Source organism: Methylotenera versatilis 79 (genome assembly GCF_000384375.1).
Classification (GTDB): Bacteria; Pseudomonadota; Gammaproteobacteria; order Burkholderiales; family Methylophilaceae; genus Methylotenera_A; species Methylotenera_A versatilis_B.
Genome location: NZ_ARVX01000001.1, coordinates 2,008,094 through 2,031,392, shown reverse-complemented (window position 1 = coordinate 2,031,392; position 23,299 = coordinate 2,008,094). Strand labels below are relative to the sequence as shown.

The window sequence follows — 23,299 nt, the reverse complement described above, 5'->3', positions numbered from 1 at the left end:
TTGCGTTATGCAAGCCAACGAGCCAATCCAATCCGCTGAAAACACGCTTAAACACTATCAACAAGCGTTACTGCACAATCCCAAAGATTTAGACGTACAAATTCATTGTGCAAATTTGTGTGTAGAACTAAAGCGATTTGAAGAAGCTGCTGGCTATTTTCGCCGCCTTGTACGCGCGCTTAAAAACAACTCGTATGTGCGCGATGCACTGTGTTTTTGCTTGCAAGAACTAGGAAATGAATCACACGCCAGCGGCCGATTTATACAGGCAGAAGCCCGCTTCCAAGAAGCGCTCGAATATCAGCCACTTAACGCAGCGTATTGGTTTAACTTAGGCAACGCACAACGCCAGTTAAACAAGCCTAGCGCAGCGCTCAACAGCTTTAAACAATCCATAAAATTAAACCCGAATGACGCTGATGCGCATAATAATCTGGGCAATATTCAACGTGAATTAGGTCAATTGGACCATGCCGTTTCCAGCTATGAAAATGCACTGCAGCTAAAGCCAGATTTGCATCATGCACTGGCGCATTTGGTGCACCAAAAACAGCATATCTGCGATTGGGAGAATATTGATCAGCAAATCAAGCAGTTGCGCGAATGGGTAATGACAACACCAAATGCGCAAATATCGCCTTTTGCTTTTTTAAGTATGCCCAGCACTGCTGCAGATGAGCAAAAGCAGTGTGCTAGCAATTGGGCAAATAGTTTTTACGGCAAACTGATTCAACAACATGCAGGCTTTGACTTTAACCAATTAAAAGCATCGCAAAACATATTACAAGCCAAGCTAAAAATCGGTTATCTATCGGCTGATTTCAGACTGCATCCATTGGCATTTTTAATCACCGAATTGATTGAAAATAGCGATAAAACCCGTTTTGAAACCATCGCTTACTCTTATGGCGCAGATGACAAAACACCTGACCGCAAACGCCTAGAAGGCGCATTTGATACTTTTAATGACATTCGGCAATTATCCGATATTGAAGCCGCGCAAAAAATTCACAAAGATGGCGTTGCGATTTTGGTAGATTTAACTGGATTTACGCAAAACAGCCGCACTGGCATCGTGGCATTCAGGCCTGCGCCAATCAGTATTAATTGGTTGGGTTTTCCAGGGACAATGGGCGAAATAGGGAGTGAAATCAAAGGCGGAGTAACTATTGAAAAAGTAGGGGAAATACATACCAAACCACTATTCGACTACCTGCTAGCAGATAAAGTAATTGCGCCAAATGCACCTGACTTTAGTGAAAAATTGCTCTACTTACCCTGCTATCAACCCAATAATAGCCAACGTCCCATTGGTAAAGCAACGCAAAAATCTGAACACAACTTGCCAGAAGACAGTTTTGTATTTTGCTGTTTTAACCAGAGCTTTAAAATCACGCAAGAAGTATTCGCGGTTTGGATGCGCATTTTGCAGCAAACACCTGGTAGCGTGCTTTGGCTGTTGGATTGCAACTCTTGGGCATCTGCCAATTTGCGGCAAGCAGCGACAAAAGCGGGTGTTGATGAAACAAGATTAATATTTGCGCCACGTGTAACGATTGCAGAGCATTTAGCACGTCATGCGCATGCGGATTTATTTTTAGATACTGCGCCGTATAATGCGCACACTACGGCTAGTGATGCGCTATTAATGGGTTTGCCACTATTAACTTGTACTGGCGAAACCTTTGCTTCGCGGGTGGCAACAAGCTTATTGCAGTATATTAATCTGCCAGAGTTAATCACCCAAAACTGGCAAGAGTATGAACAAAAAGCAGTTTCTTTGGCGCATGACCCGGTCATGTTCAGCCAATTAGAGCAGCAATTGAAAGCACAAATTAAAAGCAACTCACTTTCGGATTCAAGCCCGTTTAATCCTGCCCAGTTCTCACGCAATTTAGAGCAACAGTATCAGCAAATTTGGCAGACTTACCAACAGCAAGCTACTGCCAACAAATAACCAATCAGCATCTCGCCCACTGTAATAAAACCGCGGCTTGTGCTAAAGTTCAGCACAATTAATCAAATAAGATAGTCATCAAATGGCAGCCATCGACATTACCCCTGTACTCAAATTCATGACTGATAAAGGCGGTTCTGACCTCTTTTTCAGCACGAATACGTCCATACATATGGATATTGAAGGCGAAACGGTTTCAATCAATAACCAGGTAATGGCGCCGGGCATGATTAAAGAAATCGCTTACGGCATTATGAGTGCGGAGCAAATCAAAGAATTTGAAACGACATTGGAATGTAATTTCGCCATTGGCCGCAAAGATGTGGGACGTTTTCGCGTGAATGTGTTTCGCCAGCGTGGTGAAGTAGGCATGGTGATTCGGCACATTAAAACGGATATTCCTACATTGGAAAAACTGGGCTTGCCAGACGTTTTAAAAGACTTGATTATGCGTAAACGTGGACTGATACTCATGGTTGGCGCGACGGGCTCTGGTAAATCCACATCACTTGCATCCATGATTGACCACCGAAATGAAAACGAAACCGGTCATATTATTACCATTGAAGACCCGATTGAATTTGTGTATGCACACAAAAAATCTATCGTCGATCAACGTGAAGTAGGCATTGATACCTTAAGCTTTGATAACGCTTTAAAAAATGCCATGCGCCAAGCGCCAGATGTGATTTTAATCGGTGAAGTACGCGATATGGAAAGCATGAAACAGGCGCTGGCTTATGCCGAAACGGGGCATTTGTGTTTAGCTACTTTGCATGCCAATAATGCCAATCAAGCCTTAGAGCGCGTGATTTCATTCTTCCCAACCGATGCTAAACATGGCTTATTATTGGGTTTGTCACTTAATTTGGTGGGTATTATTTCGCAACGTTTGGTGCCTGGCATTACCCAAAAACGCGCTGCTGCGGTTGAGGTAATGATTAACTCTCCCTACATGTCAGAACTCATCCAGAAACAAAAGTTAAGCGAAATGAAAGACATCATGGCCGATAACAACGATATTGGCATGATTACGTTTGACCAGGCATTATTCAAACTCTATAGCGATGGAAAAATCAGCGAAGATCACGCGCTGGCCAATGCCGATTCACGCAACGATTTATCTTTGAAAATACGTTTTGCCGCAGAAGGCACACGCGGCGGTTTTGGCGGTTAACACAAAATTAGCGGTATATTTTCTTTTAAATCAATTGTCAGCATGATTAAACGCCGCCAATAAACCCGCGGCGATAATAAAAGCGCCGCCTATCCATTCGTTTAACAGCATCGCCTCATTTGCCAGATAATAGGCTGCAATTGCCGCCACAACCAGTTCAAACAAGAACAATACCGATGCGCGTAAAGCGGGCATTTTTGTCACGCCATATTGCACAAATATAGTGGCGGCCATAATTAATATGGCGATAATCCCCATGATTAACCAATTATTTAGCGTGAAAAACTGCGGACTTGGAAAGGTGTCCGTCAGAAAAGGTATGAATAAAAGTGACACGCCAGCCACACCGACCCATATCAACATAGATTTTGCTGCCAAGCTTAAATGCGCAGATTTACGCGCAATCACATTAGTGAATGAAAAACCAATTCCCGCAGACAATGCCAACCATTCAGCGCTATTTTGCGGCATGGGAATGTGATTGGTCGCGGGGTCAAATGGATTAGCCAACATAATATAAGCACCAATCATAGCGATTAAAATCGAAGCCAACCCTGCTTTAGTGATCGTTTCTTTTAGCCAAAAGTGCGCTAAAAGTAACGTCCAAAGTGGCGCCAAGTAAAACAGCAACATCACGCGCATGACTTCTCCATCAATCACTGCCAGCACATAACTTAAGTTAGTCCAACCCGCAACAATGCTCAACCAAATGGCACTTTTGGGCAGCTTGAATACACCACGCCAATGCCTGGCAAACAGAGCTATTCCCAAAATAATCGCAATGCAATAGGTATAAAAGCTTGAAGTGACACCAGAAACGCCAGCATCGCTCATGATGCGGTACGGATACCAGATAATGCCCCAACACATGGCGCCAAATAACAGGCCGAATATGGCCAGATAGTTTTGTTTGCTGTTGCCCATGTATTTCCTAATTAATGGCTTACTAAATTATAATAGTGCTTTACGAATTAAACTCTGATGGATCCAATCGCTTTGAACCCAATTTCTTTAAATCCAAGTCCACTTAATCCTAATTTGGGTCTGTTGCAACCCTACCCGTTTCAACGTCTGCGTGATTTGTTTGCTGGCACCACACCTAATCCAGCATTAAAACCGATTAATTTATCGATTGGTGAGCCAAAACATGCGACACCAACACTGATTACCGATGCTTTGGTGAATAATTTGGCTGGTTTGGCTAATTATCCCACGACTCTTGGTAGCTTGGCGCTGCGTACTGCAATCTCACAATGGATTACGCGCCGTTACAACCTGCCCGCGCTTAATCCAGAAACCAGTATTTTGCCAGTGAATGGTAGCCGCGAAGCCCTATTTTCCTTTGCGCAAGTGGTGATTGACCGTACAAAATCCAACCCGATTGTGATTTCGCCCAATCCTTTTTATCAGATTTATGAAGGTGCCGCTTTTTTAGCAGGCGCTACACCTTATTTTTTGAATACCACGCCAGAAAATGGCCATGCAATGGATTTCGAGCAGGTGCCTGCTGAAATACTTAATCGCACACAATTGGTTTATGTTTGTAGCCCTGGCAACCCATCTGGCAAGGTAATGAACCTAGCGCAGTGGAAAACCTTATTTGCATTATCTGATCAATATGGCTTTGTCATTGCCGCAGATGAATGTTATGCGGAAATTTATTTTGATGAAGCAAATCCGCCATTAGGTGCTTTGCAAGCGGCGTATCAGTTGGGCAGAGATTACAAAAACCTAGTTGTGTTCAGCTCACTTTCAAAACGCTCCAATGTGCCAGGTATGCGTTCTGGCTTTGTGGCGGGTGATGCAAGCATTATCGAAGCATTTACGTTATACCGCACCTATCATGGCTGCGCGATGAATCCAGCGGTACAAGCAGCGTCGCTTACCGCTTGGAATGATGATGCTCATGTGATTGAGAATCGTCGGCTTTATGCTGAGAAATTTAAAATGGTTACGCCAATGTTAAGTAGCGTTTTAGAAGTCGAAATGCCAGATGCGGCATTTTATTTGTGGGCAAAAATTAAAAATCCTGCAGTGACTGATACGGATTTTGCATTAAAACTCTATCGCGATTTAAACATCACAGTGTTGCCAGGCAGCTATTTAGCGCGTGAAATTAACAGCATTAATCCAGGCAAAAATTTTATTCGCTTAGCATTAGTGGCTAGTTTAGAAGAGTGTGTGGAAGCGGCAAATCGCATTCAAAACATGAGCTAGAAAAGCTTGGTTTAAACAGATTTTTTATGCGAAAAGATTTGAAGTTATTTGTAAAAACTTCACACAAAATACATTAAATTTAAATTTCTACTGCTTAATATATTGATTATTTAACTTTACCGCAAACGCACTCATGCCAATTAAGGCAATGCCGATAATCACCAATGCGATTGGCCAGCCTAATGTATTGGCGAAATGCTTGGCGGTAAAATATCCAATATAAGCCAGCATTGAAAGCGAACCCACAGCAAGCAACGCCCTACTCCGTACAGCAGTACTTAAAAATATTAACGCTGCTGCAAGGCCTAAATAAATAATCTCAAACGGTGTTTTTTCAACAGCCTCAAATACTGACCACATTAAAATAGCCGAACCGACAAAATACCAAAAAGGCGCAATGGGTAAATGTCGCGATTGATTAAGCGCATAAGCGACGCAGATTAAAGATATGCCCAAGACGATGCCAATTAGCTTTTCATTCGCATCCCAGATATCGAATAGATTGGCAAAGAAAATACAGCCAAATAAAATCGCGCTAAAAGCCAATACGGTTCTTTGTTTGGCCCAAAACGTCGCAGCCTGCTGAATCAGCATATAAGTAGCCATAAACAGCAAGCCGTGACGTGCATCACCGCCTGATGAATACTCATTTAACATGACTAAAATGCCAGTTGGCTGTAGTAAAGCCGCTATTAAAAATAATGGTGTTGCAGCACGTTCATAACGTTTATCTGTCAGGCAGACCAGTGCCATGATAAAAGCCACTAAACCTGTGCCCAACGTGACAAGCACGCGTGCGGCAGAACCAAAATCATCCCAATACATTGAGATGAAGACGCCAATACCCGCAAATACAAAAATGCCGCCAATGTAACCAAATAGTTGCGACAGCACACTGGGAGATGGCTTGTTTGCTTGTGCGCTTACATTTGCAAATGCATGAGAAATCTCATCCAGCGTTATCTGGTGATGCTTGGCCAAATGCACAATATCCTGCAACGCAGCTTTTTTTGCTGGCGGAATGGATGCAACTGACATATCTATCTTTTGCGACATAGCAGCCCCCTATTATTGACCAATTATCCAACCGACAAATTTAAAGTCACTGTAGTAATAATCGGGCTGCGTCGTTTCCACTTTATACGCTACTGCGCCCTTTTTGATGCGGTAGCCGCTGTTACGATTGCCGCCGCCAAATAATCCGCCCACCAAGCCGTTGTTGCTGTAATTAGAACCTTCTAATTGATAGCCATCTGGCGAAACCATAGCCGCATCGATCTTTAATCCTTTGGTTTCTTCCAAAATCACGTCATTGCCATCACCTGCTTCTGCCGCTTTGGGCAAATCAATGATTATTTCGCGCACCGTTTCCGTTTTAGCGTTATAAGCCATTAATTTTTTTGAATTGTAATTCCTGCTCTTATCGTCGTTTTTCTTCACTTTGGCCATTAATTGATGATTAACCACTTTAAAATCAACAAGATAAACTGGTGAGCTTTCATACTCATATTTTAAAGTGGTAAATAGCAACTCATACTGTGGCGGTGTGCCAAATGACTTCGGTACGACCGTTGCCAGAAAAAATAGCACAATCAATAGAATCGGTAAGCTAAGCCCAATCACCAAAACCAAGTTTTCTTTAATAAAGTTTTTCATTATATTTTTAGCCTTTTAAATGGACTTAACTTGTTAATCGTACTTATTTAGCAATAAATTGCTCAACTTGCTGCAATATTACGGTATTTAAATCGGCGTTCAAACAATCTAGTTCGGTGATGTCATCCATGCCACGCAGCCATGTGAGTTGGCGCTTAGCTAATTGCCGCGTCGCAAAAATACCCCTATCGCGCAACTCATCAGCGTCATACTCGCCGCTTAAATGCTCTAAAGCCTGGCGATAACCCACGCAACGCATAGCGGTTGATTCAGCGGTTAAATTGGGATATTTAGCTAATAGCGTTTTCACTTCATCTAAAAATCCAGCCGCCAGCATTTGCTCAAATCGCAACGCGATGCGCTCATGCAACACTTTGCGCTCACTTGGCACCAGCGCAATTTTAAGCACGTTATAAGGCAAAGCCTCACTGCTTTGTTTAGCAAACAAACTAGACAAACTTTCGCCCGTTATTTCAAACACTTCCAATGCGCGTTGAATACGTTGCGCATCATTCGGTTGTAAACGTGCTGCGGTTTCTGGGTCAACTAACGTCAGTTTTTCATGCATGGCAGGCCAGCCGATAAATGCCGCACGCGCATCCAACCTTGCACGTACTTCTGGGTTCGCCTCAGGCAATCCACTTAAACCACCTTCCAGCGCTTTAAAATACAACATCGTTCCACCGACTAATAAAGGAATCTTACCCCGCGCTGTAATATTCGCCATCAAACGTAATGCATCGCTTCTAAAATTCGCTGCCGAATAGGCACTTGTCGGATCGATTATATCAATCAGATGATGCGGTGCATTAGCCAGCGTTTCAGCATCTGGCTTGGCCGTACCGATATTCATGTCTTTAAACACTAAAGCAGAATCGACACTGATGATTTCAACTGGAAGCTTTGAATGCAAATAAACCGCCGCGCCGGTTTTGCCGCTGGCGGTTGGGCCCATTAGGAAAATTGCTAAATTCGACATATCAAGTTTTATTTCTTAAAATCATCTCAAGGAAAAACTCGTAGTCATTAGGATTAATTATTTTTGCAATGTTGTCTAAATTGCTAATCCATTCTTTAGGAGCATGTTCTGGATATTTTAAGCAAAACCATGCTTGTAATATCCTTCCCTCAAAAAATAAATCACCAGTTAATTTTGAAAAATACTGACATGCCATTAGCAAAATAATGAAATTTGAATCAGGGAAATGCTTTACTGTTGAATCTATATCTTTATCGGAATGTTTAAAAAAATTATGTGGTTTTCTGATAACAGTTATTACTTCACTTAATTTACCCATCTCTTTAAGAATAGGCGAGTCTTCAATTTCTCTTTGTATTCCATTTTTTGCGCATAAATCTATTAATATTTGGTATCCAGCCCATGATAATGTGTGAATCGATACAGAATCTTTCCGCTCAAAATGCATCCAAATAGCAGTTTTAATTTGTCTGCTGGCAGCGCTAATCTTATCTACCACTTCATAATCAGCCAAAACTATTTACCCCGCATAAACATTTTATCCAAATCATTCATGCTCACTTGAAACCAAGTCGGGCGGCCGTGATTGCACATACCGCTGCGTTCTGTTGCTTCCATATCGCGCAATAAGCCGTTCATTTCAGGGATAGTTAAAATACGATTTGCGCGCACGGCAGCGTGGCATGCCATTGTGCCTAGCAATTCGTTTCTGCGTTCAGTTAACGCTCTGGTTGCGCCAAATTCGCGTAAATCTTTAAGCACATCGCGCGCTAAAGTGACTGCGTCTGCATCTTGCAACATAGTTGGCACAGCGCGCACGGCTAAGGTGTTGGGCGATAGAATGGCAAATTCAAAACCCAATTGTTGCAAATTGCCAAGCCCTGAACTCAATTCATCTTGCACAGTGGCTACTTCTAATCTATCTGCATTAAAGCTGACGGGGATGAGCAAAGGTTGCATCGGTACTGCCGCTTTCTCATCCAGCGCATTTTTAAGTCGCTCATACATAATGCGCTCATGCGCGGCATGCATATCGACCACTACCAAGCCCAGTTTATTCTGCGCCAATATATACACGCCATGTATCTGCGCAACAGCAAAGCCTAGCGGAAAATCCTCTACTGGTTTAGCTGGCGAATTACTATCAAACTCTTCCGCATAACAGACTGGACTTGCAAACTGACGCTCTGATTGGTTATTAGCGCCAAATAAAGTTTCATAAAATGCGGATGGCTGGTTGGCATTTAAGTTGATTTGCGTTTGGTGCTGTAGATTTTGGTACTGGGGATAATTAGGCGAATTAGTGTATTGCGAAGCAAAAGGATTATGTGTGGCTTGACTGGCAGTAGCCGCATTCGACATGCCCGTTGGCGTGGCAAGATTTTTATTCAAGCTGTGATAGATAAAACGGTGAATCGCTTGGCCATCTCTAAAGCGTACTTCGGTTTTGCTGGGGTGTACGTTTACATCCACCAAGCTTGGGTCAAGTTCTAAAAATAGCACAAACGCAGGATGCCTATCATGATGCAGTACATCCTGATAGGCCTGGCGAATGGCATGCGCAATGAGTTTATCGCGCACAAAACGGCCATTGACATACACATATTGCGTATCGCGACTGTTACGGTTAAAGGTTGGCTTTGCCGCCACACCCCACAAGCGTAAACCTGCCGCTTCTTCATCTATGGTAATACTTTCAGCAGCGAATTCTGCGCCTAATATTTCATTGAATCTTTTGGCTGCCGCGCCAGCAGTAAAGCGACTAAGCACTCTGCCATTATGCTGCAAGGTAAAGCTCACATCCGGGCGCGATAGTGCCACGCGCGTAAATGCTGCTTCGCAATGGCCAAACTCTGTGCCATCGGTTTTTAAAAATTTGCGTCTTGCTGGCGTATTAAAATATAAATCGTTGACTTCAATCACAGTGCCAATTTCCAATGCCGCAGGTTCGATTGCACTGATTTCACTGCCGTCACTAGCAATGCGCCACGCGTGTTTAGTCTCAAATGCGCGGCTGATAACTGCCGTCCGCGAAACCGATGCGATACTGGCTAATGCTTCACCACGAAAACCCAAACTGGCAACGGCTTCTAGATCTTCTAAACTAAAAATTTTGCTGGTGGCATGGCGGGTTAGAGCCATTTTCAAATCATCTTGCGGTATGCCGTTACCATTATCCGCCACGCGTAATTGCTTAATACCGCCTTGCATCAATGAAACCTGAATGTCGCTGCTACCTGCATCTAAACTATTCTCTAATAGTTCTTTAAGCGCAGAGGCTGGTCGTTCCACCACCTCGCCCGCGGCGATTTGGCTGATAAGCTGGTCTGGCAGTAATTTGATTGAGTTAGGTGGTATGCGTGACATAATTAGCTACAGTTTATTTCGTGATATTTTACCTGTTTTAACGCACAATCTCGCACCATGAAATTAGCCAATCTAAATTTAGATGATTACGCATACAGCTTTGCAAAAGCGCGTGCCATCCAGCGGCATCATCATTTCTATATTGGCCCTACCAATTCGGGTAAAACTTACTATGCATTGAACACTTTAATTGCGGCCAAATCTGGCGTTTACCTTGCACCATTGCGTCTATTAGCAATGGAAGTACGCGATAAACTAATGGAATCCGGCGTGCCGTGTAACCTGATTACGGGTGAAGAACGCGTGATTATCGCAGGCGCGCAACACACCGCCTCTACCATTGAAATGATGAATCCCACAAAGCTGGTGGATGTAGCAATTATTGATGAGATTCAGATGCTGCAAGACCCTGACCGCGGCAGCGCTTGGACTGCTGCACTGGTCGGCGTGCCTGCCAGACAAGTGTTTATTTGCGGCTCAAACGCTGTCACTCAACCTTGTCTAAAGGTAATTGAGCATTTAAATGAAACGGCAGAAATCACAGAGTTACAACGCATGACGCCATTAATACTGGAAGATGACAGCTTATGCGGTGTGCGATACAGCAAGCCAAAGTTGAAAGCTAAGCTGCAAAAAGGCGATGCGATTATTGCCTTTTCGCGTAAAGATGTACTGACCTTTTCAGCCAGATTTCGCCAATGGGGATATACAGTCGCCAGTATTTACGGCGCGCTTTCGCCCGAAGTACGCAGGCATGAATCTGCCCGATTTTGTAGTGGCGAAGCGGATATTTTAGTCGCCACCGATGCGATTGGCATGGGCTTAAATTTGCCGATACGGCGCGTTATTTTTGCCAATATTTTTAAATTTGATGGCGTAGCATCGCGTTTATTAAATGCGACTGAAGTGCGCCAGATAGCAGGTCGCGCTGGGCGTTTTGGTATTTACCATAATGGTTATGTGAACATCATGGAAGATGATGAGCGATTCCATATCGTACACATGCTGGCGACTGACGATACATCTGATTTGCAAAAGCTGCCGATTGCCGCGAATATCGGGCAGATAGAAGCCATTTCAAACCAATTACACACCGCAAAAATTGCAGAATGTTTGGAGTATTTTGCCAATCGGCTGCAATTTAATCATGCTTTATTTGCGTTAAGTAAAATCGCCGCGCAACTAAACCAGGCCTTGTTGGTGGATGCGTTTGCGCCAAAGTTATCGTTAAAAGATAAATTTATTTTTACTTGCGCGCCCATTGCCATTAACGTGAATATTGAAAAAGATTATTTTTTGCTGTGCTTAAAAAGCGTGGTTGAGCATACGATTCGTCATTTGCCGTCTGCGCCAGCTTGGCTGGATTCAAATAGCGCCAAGCATTTAGAAGCTGCGGAAATATTAAGTCAAAATATCAGCTTATACGCTTGGTTAAGTTATAAATTTCCACAGATTTTTGTTGATGCTGAACACATTCCGCATTTCAGAAAGTCGGTCAGCCGCTACATAGAGCGTGCGCTGCTTACCCAAACTGGTTACGGCGACACACAACGCGAAAACGATTTATTGAAACATATTAGCCGTTAACTAATTACCAGCCAGACAATACCAATTTGCCGATTGTGTTACCAGATTCTAACTGCGCATGGGCTTTACGCAAATTCTCCGCATTTATTGGGCTTAAAACTTGGTTAAGTGTGGTCATTAAAATGCCATCATCTATCAATTGCGCAACGCGCTGCAAAATCTGATGTTGCGCAATCATGTCATCGGTTTTGAACATGGATCGCGTAAACATAAACTCCCACACAAATGTCGCGCTTTTACTTTTTAATAAATCCAAATTCACGGGTTTTGTCGTTTCTACAATTGAGCAGATTTTGCCTTGCGGCTTGATAATCGCTGCTATGGTTTCAAAATAGCCATCTGTATTGTTATTGCACAAAATATAATCTGGTTGAATATTCAGTTGTACCATTTCTTGCTGTAATTGATGATGATTCACGACATGGTCTGCACCCAAATTGCGCACCCAGTCGATGGTTTCTGGGCGCGAGGCTGTTGCAATGACGTTTAATCCCGCCACTTTTTTAGCCAATTGAATCGCAATAGAACCAACTCCGCCGGCGCCGCCAATAATTAAAATGCTTTTAGCTTTGTTTTTAACCGCGTCTTGCGCGATACCTAAACGGTCAAATAACGCTTCCCAAGCAGTCACTGCGGTAAGCGGCAATGCAGCGGCAGCTTCAAAATTTAAACTTTGCGGTTTGCGCCCCACAATGCGCTCATCCATCACTTGATATTCCGCGTTACAGCCGCTACGGGTAACATCGCCCGCGTAATACACCAAATCGCCCACTTTAAATAAAGTCACCGCATCGCCCACGGCAATCACCTCGCCCGCGGCATCCCAGCCTAACACTTTAGGCGTGGTTTCCACTTTGTCTTTTGGCTTGCGGATTTTTGTATCGACTGGGTTAACCGCAATGGCTTGCACTTTCACCAAAACATCTCGGCTTAATGGTTTCGGAATTTCCAGTTCGACATTGATCAAAGACTCTGGATGATCAATCGGTAAATATTTAGTAAGAGCGACTGCTTTCATTTTGGATGCTCATTTTATTAATAAACTTGATTGTGAATTTATCACATTTGTAATAGTCATCTAAATGGTTTAAGAATAATTCAACAAAATTAATGCCATAAAATTAGTCACATTTATTGAATCACTTCAACGTACGGATTCATATAACTCATGGTTACTGGCCCAAATATGGTGCTAAATGCAGTATCTGACGCATCACGCCCTGTCGCGATTCACACCAATTGATTCACCGGCGACATTTTTGTGGCATCGAATAAAATCCAGCGATGGCCTAAATACACTTCAAAAATGGCATGGAAATCACTGGGCGGCTCATCAAAATAGGCATAACCGGTGACAAATCTGGCGGGAATATTCAGCGCACGGCAAAAACTAATGCCCAAATGTGCGAAATCTCTGCACACCCCTACGCCGCCATCTAACACTTGTATAGACGATGTAGTGGAATTAGTGATGCCGATTTCGTATTGGATATTGCTGTGAATCCATTCGCAAATCGCTTCAACTCTTGAATAGCCATGTGGCAAATTGCCAAAAAGTTCGTTGGCTAATTTTGCAATTTGGTCTGACTCACAATAACGGCTAGACCAAGTATAAGGAATAATTTCCAGTGGTAATTCGCAAATCCTCATTTCCGCTTCTACGCTCGTCGGTTCAGGGTAATGGACATTCACGGTTGCCTGATAACGAAGACTAAACGGGCCAATCATATTGCTGACTCGGAGCAAGCGATTTTGACCTGTATGGCCGATGCCAAAAGTCGCTTCCGCCTCTGGATTAAACGTGAGTTTTTCTTCGAAAATATCCTGCCAAGGCATTTGTGCCACTTGTATATTGAATACAAAATCTGAACTATCAGATGCTACGTATTGCAACTCACAATCCACTTTTATTTTTTTCATCGCTGTATTCAATCTTTAATATGGTCACCATCAATTAAGTTACTCTAGAAATTTAAGTGAATAAAGTTAAGTGAGATGCAAAATATATGTATAAAAATTTATGCTATGAATATACAAGTCCAGACAGAAAATCGTCGTAAGACGGCGGATGAATTAAAGATAGGAATAATCTGACGTGGCGATAGCTTTACGTAGATTGAGTTTTTTGGATTGCTAGAATTGAAATTAGCGTGATGACAAAAGCATACAACTTTATTTGAAAACTTAACTTAAGTGCGCTGTTACTTAACACTTTAAAAAGCTTAATTTATTACTTTAAGTATGAAAAAGTTTAGTTTCGTGCGAATGCAGGCTGAGTAGAAAAGTATTTTTTAATGCCGTTTAAAATAGAGTTAACTAATTTATCTTGATACGCTTCATCATTCAATCTGCGCTCTTCTTCAGGGTTACTGATGAACGCCGTTTCAACCAAAATGGATGGAATATCAGGCGATTTTAATACCGCAAAACCCGCTTGCTCGACATGATTTTTATGTAATTTATTAATATCGCCAATTTGCGCTAATACGGCTTTGCCTAATTTTAAACTGTCGTTAATCATCGCGGTTTGCGATAAATCTAATAGCGTTCGCGCTAAAACAGGATCTCTTCCACCCAAGCTCACGCCGCCAATTAGATCGGATTCATTTTCCTTTTTGGCCAAATAGCGCGCACCAGCACTGGTCGCGCCTTTTTCAGATAATGCAAAGACCGATGAGCCATTCGCTGCAGGATTGGTAAACGCATCAGCATGAATCGACACAAATAAATCGGCTCTTAATTTACGCGCTTTTACCACGCGCATGCCCAGCGGCACAAAGTAATCGCCATCACGCGTTAATACGCCCCGCATATTCGATTCTGCATCGATTTTAGCTTTGAGTTTTTTGGCAATCGCTAACGTAATGACTTTTTCGTGGCTACCATTCGCACCACGCGCACCAGGATCTTCCCCACCATGACCTGCATCAATTGCAATAGTGATTAATTTTGGATCTTCTTTATTCTTAATAGGGGTTTCAGCCGTTATTGCAGGCTCAGTATTTACCGCTGGGTTTGTTGGGCTTGTCGGATTAGTGGTTGTCGATACGCCAGGCAGCTCAATTGTTTCTGTGATATCCCCAGCATTAGGCGGTAATGGCTCAACGATTGGTTTGGGTTGATTAGCAACCTCATTGGCGGCTTCAGTTGCATCTGCTGTACTTTTTTTGCCCAGCATTGCCATTAACTCATCTTGTAGTGGATAAATATCTAGTACCAATCGGTATTTGTATTCACCCGCTGGCGTTAATGCAAAAATATTCGGCTTCACTTCGCCTTTTAAATCCACCGCAACGCGTACCACATTGGGTTTAAAATTGGCTACACGCACTTGTTTGATGTATGGATCGCTAGCTAAAATCTTGTCTGATAAAGTTTTAAGCGTGCTATTTAAATCAATATTTTCAATATCTAACACCAAACGGTCAGGATTTTTTAAAATAATCAATTGATGCTTGATTGGCGTTTCAGATTCCAACGTAATCCGCGTGTAATCCTGTGCAGGCCACACGCGTGCAGCGGTGATTGTATTAGCAGAATAGGCGTTGATACTGACTAGCAATAAAGCAAAAACAACTAAAAGATTGCGGATAAATGGATTGATAGCGCTACTTAACATGCTTTTGATCTTTTTGAGTCACCATTCATTTTGAGCCTAAATATTATTTGCTTAGTCAGCATTAAATCCAGTTGATTATTATCTGTTTTGATTATTGAAGCTTAAATTGGGTTAAGTTAAAACGCTTATCTTGTTCATTATTCACTAAAAAGTGAATCTTTCTTTGCAAATCATCATGTATTAAATACACATGAATATCTGCTTCTGGCAATAAATCTGCAGCTTTTTCTGGCCATTCAATTAAGCAAATACTTTGCGCATTAAAATATTCTCTGAAACCACTCGCTTCCCAATCTTCTGTATCTGTAAAGCGATATAAATCAAAATGATAGATATTATAACTAGAAAATACATAAGGTTCTACCAAAGTATAAGTAGGACTTTTAACTTTGCCAACAAAGCCTAAACTTTGTATAAATCCGCGCGTGAATGTCGTTTTTCCTGCGCCTAAATCGCCATGCAAATAAATCACCAAACCTGATGTTTCTTGATTGCGGGCTTGATTGCTAGATAGTGAGGTGAGGTATTTCGCAAATTGCGCACCGGCAGACAAAGTGGCCGCCTCATCGGACAACGCTGCTTGTTTGACCAACGGCTCGTCTAACAAAACGCTGATAAGCGCAGAAGAAAATGTAATATCATTCGCCATATGCAATCAAATCAATCAATTAATACGGCTAGCGATTGGGCCAAACTGGCGGCTGACATCAAACGTTGGGGTCGGGAATTGGGCTTTGCCGAAATAGGCATTACGGATACGAATCTGGCAAATGCGGAAACAAAACACCAAGCGTGGATTAAAAAAGGCTTTCATGGTGATATGGATTATATGGCAAAACACGGCACGAAGCGAAGCCGACCTGCCGAATTAGTGCCAAATACCGTGCGTGTGATTTCGGCAAGACTGGATTATTTGCCGCCTAAAGCCAAAAATAGTTGGCAAGTTATCAATGACAATAACCAAGCTTTTATCTCACGCTATGCTTTGGGACGCGATTATCACAAGGTGATGCGTCAAAAACTGCAAAAGCTGTGTGACAAGATTCAAACTGAATTGCCAAGCGAATTAAACGCATTTGAATATCGCGCATTTACCGATAGCGCGCCAGTGCTAGAAGTGGCGCTTGCCGAAAAAGCCGGTTTAGGCTGGCGCGGAAAACATACTTTATTACTGAATAAGAATCACGGCTCATGGTTTTTTTTGGGCGAGATCTACACAAACTTGCCTTTGCCAATCGATGCGGAAGCCAGCAATCATTGCGGCACTTGCACCGCTTGTATCGATATTTGCCCTACCCGCGCCATTACTGCGCCTTATGAAGTCGACGCGCGGCGTTGCATTTCTTATTTAACCATTGAGCTTAAAACTGCTATTCCACTTGAATTTAGGCCATTGATTGGTAATCGTGTTTACGGTTGTGACGATTGTCAGCTAGCTTGTCCTTGGAATAAATTTGCAGAAATCACCCAAGAGCCCGATTTCAATGTTCGTCACGGTTTAGACGATGTGAGCTTGATTGAATGTTTTGGCTGGAGTGAAGCAGAATTTCAGCAAAAAATGGCTGGCAGCGCGATTTACAGAATTGGTTTTAAGCAATGGTTACGCAATATTGCGGTTGGTTTAGGCAATGCAAGCACATCGCCTGCGATAGTTAACGCTTTGGAAACACGAAAAAATGATGAGGACGCATTGGTGCGTGAACATGTTGGCTGGGCGCTACAGCAGCATAGTAAAATTTGAATCTAAAAACTTAACACTATTTTTGATCGAAAAAATTGGTTAAGTTTAAGTGTACGGCCTAAACGGATAACATCGTAGCAGCTAGCATTGCAGCGCCCAGCATGCCTGCGGTATCTCCCGCTTGTGAGATTTTTACATGGACTTTTCCACGTAATACCGCGATTAAATCTGCCTCTAATTGCGCATAAAAACTATGCCGCATTAAATCCCAAGAGGCGCTTAAACCGCCACCAATCAATACATTTGGCACATCGACGATTTTTTGCAGATGGGCCACTACTTGACCAAGTGCACGACCCGCTTGATTAAATGTTGCTTTTGCATGAGCATCACCATCGGCTGCCAATTTAGCAATCTCAAAGGCGTTAAGTCTATTTTGCGTGGTAAGAAAATAACTATTGGCCACGCCTGTGGCTGAGGCATATTGTTCTAAACAACCGCGATTGCCACAACCGCATAATCTGCCATTTGGCTCAACGATGATATGTCCAACTTCCATCGCCACGCCATTTGCACCAGAAAATGGCTTGCCTGCAACGATTAAGCCGCCACCTACACCCGTACCAAGTCCAATATAAATAAGGCCATCGCTAGGTCGGTCGTTTAAGCAATATTCGCCATAAGCGGCGACCAAAGCATCATTTTCCACAATGACTTTTTTCCCGATTAACGCACTTAAATCTTGACTTAAATTGACATCTTTCAAACCGGGCAAGTTAGGCGCTTGTGCAATTAATTGCGTTTGCGGATGGATAAATCCAGGAAAGCCGATGCCAATGGTTTCAACAGTTGGATATTGCACAAATACCGATTGAATGGCTGTAGAGATGATGGAAAGTATTTGCTGCCAAGCGTCATCGGGCGAATTATTTTTGCAAATCTGCATAAAATCTGCCTGAAAGCGCGTTTCGTGTACTAAATGTAAGTTCTCAAATACGCCTAATCGACAATTGGTGCCACCGATATCAATACCGATTGACTGACTCATTTAGTGAATACCGCTGGAGTTAATACCGCTAGCCCTGCCGTGTCTTAAAACGGAATCAGCAAATGCCTGTTTTAATTCTGGTGTTAATTGCTGCCAATCAAATTTCCAAAGCCAGTTTCTGCCCACAGTACCTGGCGTATTCATGCGTGATTGAGTGTCTAAACCTAAAATATCTTGCATCGGAATAATCACTAAATCCCCATTTGTCGCCATTGCCATATCAATCAACGCGGCTGGCATCGCTGGTTCATAATTATTTAGCACAGTATGTAGATGATGTTTAGCATGTTCTTCTAAACTTAAATACCAGCCCAAACTGGTGTCATTGTCGTGCGTACCCGTATAAACCACGCTATTTGGCTCAATATTATGTGGCAAGTACAAATTGTCATCGCCACCGCCAAATGCAAATTGTAATATTTTCATACCAGGCAGATGGTAATGATGCCTTAACGCATTCACTTCATCGGTAATAATGCCTAAATCTTCTGCCACTAAACACATTTTTTTAAAATGTTTTTTAATCGCACCCAACAGTTCATAACCTGGCGCCTCGCACCATACACCGTTCATTGCCGTTGCTTCATTTGCTGGGATTTCCCAAGCGGCTTGCAAGCCTCTAAAATGATCGATACGAACCATATCGAACATTCTATTTTGTGTCGCCATACGTTGAATCCACCATTTGAAGCCATGGTTTTTCATCGCGCTCCAGTTGTAATGTGGGTTTCCCCAACGCTGGCCAGTAATTGAGAAGTAGTCAGGCGGCACGCCTGCAATCACCGTCATATTGCAACGTTTATCCAGTTTGAATAAGCTCGGGTCAGCCCAGACATCAGCGCTATCAAACGCTACAAAAATCGGGATATCGCCAAACATGGCAATATTTTTACTGTTGGCATATTGCTTTAACGCGCCCCACTGTTCAAAAAATACAAACTGCGTAAATTGGATCAGGCTAATTTCTGCTGCGTGTTGTTTTTTTGCAAGGTTAAGTGTTTTGGTTTCACGTTTTTTATAAGCTTCTGGCCAATTACTCCAACTGCCTTGGTCAAATCGTTTATGCAACACCAAAAACAAAGCAAAGTCTTTTAACCAACTATTGTGTTTTTTGCAAAACTTTCGGTACGCGATATATTCGCTGGAATCCACCTGCTGAGACAAAGCCGCAAAAGCTTTTTCGAACATTTGTTGGCGATATTCTGAGTGGGAAATTACTACTAAATTTGGGTTAACTTCTGACTGTGGGTTAGCTTCTGAATCTGCATTTAAAGCAACTAATTTTTCGTCATACAATTGGCTTTCAGCCGCCGATATCACGCCGACTTTTTCTAAATGTTCACCGAGTTTTTTAAGGTTAATAAAAGCGGGATTACCCGCATGTGCGCTCAAACATTGATATGGCGAGCCATCGCCGTGCGGCATATTCAAGGGTAGCGTTTGCCAAACGCTTACACCTGTTTCACTTAAAAAATCCACAAATTGCAAAGCCTGCTCACCAAGTGTGCCATCTGGCAAAGAACTAATATGCAATAAAACGCCAGCCTTGCGTTGTTGTGATTTTTTCATCTTATTTCTTTATTAACTTAAATTAACTGATTATTTTCTAATTTTTATTTCTTAACACTGACCAATACTTTTTTTAAAATGAAGTTTTAAATACGCTTATTAAAAAGCGTGGGATATAAAGCAGTAATTTGAATTACTCTTGCCCTCTTCGCATCGTGCCACTATTTGAATCATTTGCCGCTTGACTATCGCCCATGCTAATCGAAGCATTCAGATGCTCAGGAATCGACAATTTTAATAAACGATATAAATTCATCAGATTGCGACGATATAGCTGATCAAAACTACTGACACTCATTGCCGCATTGTAATCACCCAACCACCAAAACCAATCAGAGCCTTCACAGACCGACAACTGATCTTCTGCACGCTGTTTTTCTTCCGCAGTTAATTTGCCCGATTTCAATACTTTGTCATAGGATTTTTTAGCTTCGCATAATAAATCCCAGCCATAATTCTTATCGACACTACCAATCCACGTACTAAAGCTGCCATATACCCAACTGCCAGCCGAAATCTCTGGCAAGCTACCACAGTGAATTTTGTAAGCACTCTTGCTAGGCGCGTTAATGACTTTCAACACTTCTGATTGTGTCACCATTTCTATATTAGGATGATTAGCTAAAGCTTCATAAAGTTCAGTTAAAAAGTAATGCCCGTTGTATGGATAATATTCCCAAGCGTTTTCGCCATCTAAAATCACGCTCACCACAGGGTTTTCTTCACGTTGATATGTGTTGTAAATGTGCTCTAAAGTTTGAATGAAATCACTCACAGCTTCGCTGCTATGCATTTTTGAATATTCAAAACCGATCTTGTCCGATAGTCTGTCATCTCTAAAAAAGCAGATAATTTCATCATCGCCATGGCTCACACTATAAGGTTTGTATAAATAATCGTGGCGTGACAATAAGGCTTTTTTAGGATTAGATTTACGCAAGCTATTGGCTAAAACGCCTTCGCCAGAGGCTGCCCATTTCACACCTTGGTTGGCCATTAACAACAAGCTTTCTTTGGAAACGGCACCTTCAGACGGCCACATACCGTTGGGTGCCATGCCAAAACGGCGTTTATGAGAAGCGGTAGCATCTTTTAAATGATCAATTGCACGTGCCTCACCACCTGGATAATTGGCGGTTTTGGGCAATGTCGCATTCGCCATCGCATCGTGCGTACTTTCAAAATCGAGCAATAATGGCAAAATCGGGTGGTAATGCGGCGTGCTGGATATTTCAATTTGACCGGTTTCTGCCAATTTTTTATACCGCGGAATTAAATTACCGATTAACTCACCGATCAAGTCAAATAAGGCCAACCTGTCTTCGTTGGTGAATTTTTTGCCTTTGGTCATTAGGTTTTGTATAAAAGCATTATTTTGGCGGACGCTTTCGCCCATCCAAGCCAAGTGATACCAAACCAATAAATCCGCTAAATATTGACCAGATAAATAGATTAAGTCATCACGACCATCTTCGGTTAAAAACTCAAACATCTTGTAAAGTCGTTCGTAATCAGGGAACGGCTTTAACATTTTTTCGTGATAGCTTTTGAAACAGCTATCTTTGATCAAGCGACGTTCTTCTGGCGTAATGACCCATAAATCATTGGTACTGAGCAGTTTTAATATGGGATCTTTAACGCAATTGGTTTTAAATTGCTGCGCATAATCTTCTAATTGATCCAATAAAATAGGCACAAAGTTAAAGCTTACTTTGGCCTTTGGGTTCTTCTCTAAATGATAAGCCATATCCGAATAATCTTTAATGGCATGCAAATAAGTCCAAGGCAATACGTATTCGCCTGAGATTGAATCGCGGTAATCTGGCTGGTGCATATGCCAGTACAGTGAAATTAATAATTTAGGTTGATTAATCATTTTTAAGGTTCACTTTTTGTAAAAGTTTGTGTTCTAAAATATTTACTTTAAAAATATTTAAGCTGGCTAAAAATTTATAAATTTAAAGCTGATACATTTATATAGTTACTTATTAATTTAAGTAGCATTGGGCAACTTAAGCAGCATTGGCGCAGTCACTAAAACGGTGCCTTTTTCAGACACGTAAAAACGCTTTTTGTCTTCCGCTAAGTCGTAGCCGATTTGAATACCCTCAGGAATTTGTACGCCTTTATCCACCACCACATTTTTAAGTTTAGCGTGCCGGTGTATCACCACATTTGGCAACAATACTGCACCTTCAATATCGCAATAACTATGTACACGCACATTTGAAAATAGTACAGAACTGGTCACGCAAGAGCCGCTAATCAAGCAACCGCCAGAAACGATTGAGTCGCTCGCTTTTCCTGTTCTGCCATCATCATTGAATACGAATTTAGCTGGTGGCACTTGCTCTTGGTATGTCCAGATCGGCCATGCGTTATCGTACATATTCAGTTCTGGCGTCACACGCGTTAACTCCATGTTCGCTTCCCAATAGGCATCTACCGTGCCGACATCGCGCCAATAATAAAAGCCATTTTTTGCGCCTACACAACTCTCTGCGAATCGATGCGCGTAAACACGTGCGCGTGAAATCAAGTAAGGAATAACATCGCCACCAAAATCTTTGGTAGAGTTTTCATCTGCTGCATCACGTGCTAGCTCTTCATATAAAAACTGCGCATTAAATACATAAATGCCCATACTGGCCAGAGCCTGCGTCGTATCGCCAGGCATGTGTTTGGGTTGATCCGGTTTTTCTGCGAATTCAATAATGCGATCTTCATCATCGACCGCCATCACGCCGAAACCTTTGGCCTCTTCTAAAGGCACGTTCAAGCAGGCAATCGTCATATCGGCATTATTTTTAACGTGCGTGGCCAACATTTGGCCATAATCCATCTTGTAGATATGATCGCCAGCCAAAATAACCACATATTGCGCATTGCTTGATAACAGAATATCGATATTCTGATACACAGCATCAGCCGTGCCTTTATACCAGTCTTCATTATCGTTGCGCTGTGATGCTGGCAACAATTCAATATATTCGTTGAATTCGCCGTTTAAAAAACTCCAGCCACGCTGAATATGTCGGATTAAGCTATGCGATTTGTATTGGGTAATCACGCCAACGCGTCGAATACCCGAGTTAATGCAATTAGATAGTGGAAAATCGATAATGCGGAATTTACCGCCAAATGGTACTGCAGGCTTAGCGCGACGGTTGGTGAGATCTTTTAATCGGCTACCGCGTCCACCAGCTAGAATCAGCGCAACCGTGTTTTTGGTCATCGCGCTAATAAATCGAGAATTATTTATATCTTGTGCCATGGTTGCCCTCTCAAATTGAGTCAATAAAGAATAAACATTATTGTCATGCAGACTGCTAACCTTTATCGGGTTGAGCCATATCGGGCAATAAAATTACTATCAAATAGCATGAACGAACGTTCGTCCATCCGTGTCAACTACAAGTTAATTATAGGCTTAGATACAGGT

General features: G+C 42.3%; 19 protein-coding genes. 5 read left to right on the top strand and 14 right to left on the bottom strand.

The genetic code is table 11. From position 1 onward, the window contains the following. Positions 1–7: 7 nt before the first annotated feature. Positions 8–1,957: an O-linked N-acetylglucosamine transferase, SPINDLY family protein gene (locus METVE_RS0109790; protein WP_020168299.1), complete on the top strand. Its 1,950-nt coding sequence runs from the start codon at positions 8–10 to the stop codon at positions 1,955–1,957. 82 nt (positions 1,958–2,039) lie between these two features. Further along, positions 2,040–3,134 (top strand): PilT/PilU family type 4a pilus ATPase, encoded by a 1,095-nt coding sequence (locus METVE_RS0109785; protein ID WP_020168298.1) that lies wholly within the window; start codon positions 2,040–2,042, stop codon positions 3,132–3,134. 30 nt (positions 3,135–3,164) lie between these two features. Here METVE_RS0109785 and METVE_RS0109780 read toward each other — a convergent pair whose 3' ends face one another. Further along, complete coding sequence (locus METVE_RS0109780) at positions 3,165–4,058, bottom strand: DMT family transporter (protein WP_020168297.1); 894 nt, start codon at positions 4,056–4,058, stop codon at positions 3,165–3,167. A gap of 57 nt (positions 4,059–4,115) precedes the next feature. On the opposite strand from METVE_RS0109780, the gene dapC reads away from it, so the two are divergent. Further along, positions 4,116–5,351, top strand: a complete 1,236-nt coding sequence (gene dapC / locus METVE_RS0109775; protein WP_020168296.1) for a succinyldiaminopimelate transaminase — start codon at positions 4,116–4,118, stop codon at positions 5,349–5,351. Between the two features lie 87 nt (positions 5,352–5,438). On the opposite strand, the gene METVE_RS0109770 is transcribed toward dapC, so the two are convergent. The 5 genes from METVE_RS0109770 to mutL are packed head-to-tail and all read right to left on the bottom strand — an operon-like array spanning position 5,439 to position 10,353. After that, positions 5,439–6,407, bottom strand: a complete 969-nt coding sequence (locus METVE_RS0109770) for a DUF2157 domain-containing protein (RefSeq protein WP_020168295.1) — start codon at positions 6,405–6,407, stop codon at positions 5,439–5,441. Between the two features lie 12 nt (positions 6,408–6,419). Beyond that, entirely contained in the window at positions 6,420–7,007 is a 588-nt protein-coding gene (locus METVE_RS0109765; protein WP_020168294.1) for a hypothetical protein, read from the bottom strand. Between the two features lie 43 nt (positions 7,008–7,050). Then, positions 7,051–7,986, bottom strand: a complete 936-nt coding sequence (miaA, locus tag METVE_RS0109760) for a tRNA (adenosine(37)-N6)-dimethylallyltransferase MiaA (RefSeq protein WP_020168293.1) — start codon at positions 7,984–7,986, stop codon at positions 7,051–7,053. A gap of 1 nt (position 7,987) precedes the next feature. After that, positions 7,988–8,500: a hypothetical protein gene (locus METVE_RS0109755; protein WP_020168292.1), complete on the bottom strand. Its 513-nt coding sequence runs from the start codon at positions 8,498–8,500 to the stop codon at positions 7,988–7,990. 2 nt (positions 8,501–8,502) lie between these two features. Further along, on the bottom strand, positions 8,503–10,353 hold the full coding sequence (mutL, locus tag METVE_RS0109750) for a DNA mismatch repair endonuclease MutL (RefSeq protein WP_020168291.1): 1,851 nt from the start codon (positions 10,351–10,353) through the stop codon (positions 8,503–8,505). Between the two features lie 57 nt (positions 10,354–10,410). Here mutL and METVE_RS0109745 point away from each other — a divergent pair, with 57 nt between their 5' ends. Next, positions 10,411–11,940, top strand: coding sequence for a helicase-related protein (locus METVE_RS0109745; RefSeq protein WP_020168290.1), 1,530 nt, complete (start codon positions 10,411–10,413; stop codon positions 11,938–11,940). Between the two features lie 4 nt (positions 11,941–11,944). Here the strand turns inward: METVE_RS0109745 and METVE_RS0109740 are convergent, their stop codons facing one another. The 4 genes from METVE_RS0109740 to tsaE all read right to left on the bottom strand — a co-directional run bounded on the left by METVE_RS0109740 (position 11,945) and on the right by tsaE (position 16,208). Continuing rightward, on the bottom strand, positions 11,945–12,958 hold the full coding sequence (locus METVE_RS0109740; protein ID WP_020168289.1) for a zinc-binding alcohol dehydrogenase family protein: 1,014 nt from the start codon (positions 12,956–12,958) through the stop codon (positions 11,945–11,947). A 212-nt stretch (positions 12,959–13,170) separates the two neighbouring features. After that, positions 13,171–13,860: a transglutaminase-like domain-containing protein gene (locus tag METVE_RS0109735; protein ID WP_020168288.1), complete on the bottom strand. Its 690-nt coding sequence runs from the start codon at positions 13,858–13,860 to the stop codon at positions 13,171–13,173. 331 nt (positions 13,861–14,191) lie between these two features. Further along, positions 14,192–15,559, bottom strand: a complete 1,368-nt coding sequence (locus METVE_RS0109725; RefSeq protein WP_020168286.1) for an N-acetylmuramoyl-L-alanine amidase — start codon at positions 15,557–15,559, stop codon at positions 14,192–14,194. A 91-nt stretch (positions 15,560–15,650) separates the two neighbouring features. Next, positions 15,651–16,208, bottom strand: a complete 558-nt coding sequence (tsaE, locus tag METVE_RS0109720) for a tRNA (adenosine(37)-N6)-threonylcarbamoyltransferase complex ATPase subunit type 1 TsaE (protein WP_020168285.1) — start codon at positions 16,206–16,208, stop codon at positions 15,651–15,653. Here tsaE and queG point away from each other — a divergent pair, their 5' ends adjacent. Next, the gene (gene queG / locus METVE_RS0109715; RefSeq protein ID WP_020168284.1) at positions 16,209–17,300 is read left to right on the top strand and encodes a tRNA epoxyqueuosine(34) reductase QueG; all 1,092 of its coding nucleotides are present in this window, start codon (positions 16,209–16,211) and stop codon (positions 17,298–17,300) included. Positions 17,301–17,358: 58 nt separating this feature from the next. Here queG and METVE_RS0109710 read toward each other — a convergent pair whose 3' ends face one another. From METVE_RS0109710 to glgC, 4 genes are all read right to left on the bottom strand, one after another. Beyond that, on the bottom strand, positions 17,359–18,288 hold the full coding sequence (locus tag METVE_RS0109710; RefSeq protein WP_020168283.1) for an ROK family protein: 930 nt from the start codon (positions 18,286–18,288) through the stop codon (positions 17,359–17,361). After that, a complete protein-coding gene (gene malQ / locus METVE_RS0109705) occupies positions 18,289–19,857 on the bottom strand; it encodes a 4-alpha-glucanotransferase (protein WP_020168282.1) in 1,569 nt (522 codons plus the stop codon). A 133-nt stretch (positions 19,858–19,990) separates the two neighbouring features. Beyond that, a complete protein-coding gene (locus METVE_RS0109700; protein WP_020168281.1) occupies positions 19,991–21,733 on the bottom strand; it encodes a glycoside hydrolase family 57 protein in 1,743 nt (580 codons plus the stop codon). 117 nt (positions 21,734–21,850) lie between these two features. Continuing rightward, positions 21,851–23,131, bottom strand: a complete 1,281-nt coding sequence (gene glgC / locus METVE_RS0109695) for a glucose-1-phosphate adenylyltransferase (RefSeq protein ID WP_020168280.1) — start codon at positions 23,129–23,131, stop codon at positions 21,851–21,853. Positions 23,132–23,299: the final 168 nt, after the last annotated feature.